This window comes from Methylomonas rivi (assembly GCF_024505165.1).
Lineage (GTDB): Bacteria > Pseudomonadota > Gammaproteobacteria > Methylococcales > Methylomonadaceae > Methylomonas > Methylomonas rivi.
Map to the genome: position 1 here is coordinate 1 of NZ_JANIBK010000279.1, position 2,144 is coordinate 2,144.

Annotated in this window: 1 protein-coding gene; it reads right to left on the reverse strand. The window is 60.7% G+C overall.

Annotated elements, in window-relative coordinates; all coding sequences use genetic code 11:
- Positions 1-2,144: condensation domain-containing protein (locus NP596_RS21060; protein WP_256617348.1), on the reverse strand; the 2,144-nt coding region annotated here is incomplete at both ends.

The following is a 2,144-nucleotide window of genomic DNA, read 5'->3' on the forward strand; positions in this document are numbered from 1 at the left end:
CGCTTCGCCGCCGACCGTGCAGCTGGTCAGGACAGGGGCTTGTTCGGGCTGCTGGATGTGCCGAGCCAGTTCGCTCAGGTAGGCCGGCGGCAAGTCGATGTGGGTGATGCCATGGTTTTCGATCGCCGCCAGGGTTTGTTCGACGCTCCACAGGGTCTGGTCGCTGATGACCACTTTGGCGCCGCACGCCAGCGGCACCGCCCATTGTTCAATCGCCGCGTCAAAGCTGAACGAGGCGAAATGCAGGCAGACATCGCCGGCTTGCATGGCATACACCTCGGCCATGGCCTGGCAATGCCGGGCCAGGGCGCCGTGGCCGACCGCGACGCCTTTAGGCTGGCCGGTGGAACCGGAGGTGTAGATCAAATAAGCGGTTTGCTCGGGATGCGTCACTAGCGCCGGCGGCGTGTCGGGGTAGGCGGACAGGTCGAGACGGGACAGGTCGATAGGGTTGAGCGCTTTCAGCGTAGGGTGGGCAATGCCATTGCCCACCGTTGGCTTGGATTCCGCGTGGGCACGGGCCGTGCCCACCCTACCGTCGCCCAATCCACCGCCGACATCGCCGCCGATCAGCCACGTGGCGCCGGCATCGTCCAGCAGGTAGCGTAAACGCTCGCTCGGATAATCCGGGTCCAAGGGCAGAAACGCCGCACCGCATTGCCATACCGCCAGACTGGCGACGATCATGTCCGCCGAACGCGGCAGGCACAAGCCCACCACGTCGCCCGCTTTCACGCCGGACGCCAACAAATGGTGCGCCAGCCGGTTGGCCTGGCTTTGCAAGTCGGCGTAGCTCAGCACCTGCCCGGCACAAACCAGGGCTTCGGCGTCGGGGTGGGTAGCGGCTTGATGGCTAATAGTTTGCAGTAATAGACGTTCATCCAAACGCTTTGGGGCGATTGGATGGGTTTGCGCCCCGTCGAAAGCCCCATACCCTATGCTGCCAATTGCCGCGTCGGCGTGTTGACCTATGGCCAGTAACAAGGTCCTCAGACAATCGCCGATGCGGCGAATGTCGTCCTCACCAAAATGTGAACGGGCATAATCGAAACCGATCTCCAGCATCGTCCCAACCGCAACATCCACCGTTAATGGATAATTGGTGACGTCATGCTGATTGACATTGCCGATACTCAAGCCGCTGCCGGACTGCTGCAATGCCTCGTCGACCGGGTAATTCTCGAACACCAGCAAGGTATCGAACAAATCGCCGCCGACGCCGGTCCAGCGCTGAATATCGTAAAGCGGCAGGTATTCGAATTCGCGCAATCTCAAATTATCGGCTTGCAAGCCGCGCAGCCACTCGGCCAACGGCATGGACGGCGAAATTTCTATCGCCACCGGCAAGGTATTGATGAACAAACCCAGCAGGGTTTCCGCGCCGGGTAAATCGCCAGGCCGCCCGGCCACCGTCGCGCCGAAAACGACGCGGCTTTGACCGGTGTAATGCCGCAGCAGCAAAGCCCAGGCGCCTTGCAGCAGCGTGTTCAAGGTGATGCGCTGCTGTTGCGCGGCAGTCTGCAAATGTTGAGTCTCGGCGGCATCCAATCGGCAAATCCAATAACCGTTGCCCGAATCTTGCGGCTTGTTGATGGCTGCCGCCAACAAGCACGGCGCATTGACGCCGGCGAGTTGACGCCGCCAGAACGCTTCGCCGCCGGTTTTATCCTGGCATTGCAGCCAGGCTATGTAATCCCGGTAGCTGCCTGGACTGGTACGCGGCTCGGCGCCGGCGTAAATCTCCATCACTTCGCCCAGCAGCAACGAGGTACTCCAACCGTCCAGCAGTAAATGATGGCAAGTCCAGATCAAGTGCGTCATGCCGCCGGCGAGGCTGACCAACGTCAAGCGCAGCAACGGTGCCTGGTGTAAATCGAAACCGCGTTCATAATCGGTTTTTGCCAACTCGGTCAACGCAGCGTCATCGACGGTTCGTTGCCGCCAATCATGCAGCTTCACCGGCAATTCAACGTCCCTGAACACCGCTTGCAACGGCACCGGCAAGTCACCCTGCCAGACAAAGCCGCTACGCAAAGTCGCATGGCGGCGTAGCACCGTCAGCCACGCTTCCACAAATCGACTTGCATCCAGACCTTGCAGATCGGCCGCCATTTGCGTGACATATAAATTGGCTTCCGGCTCGC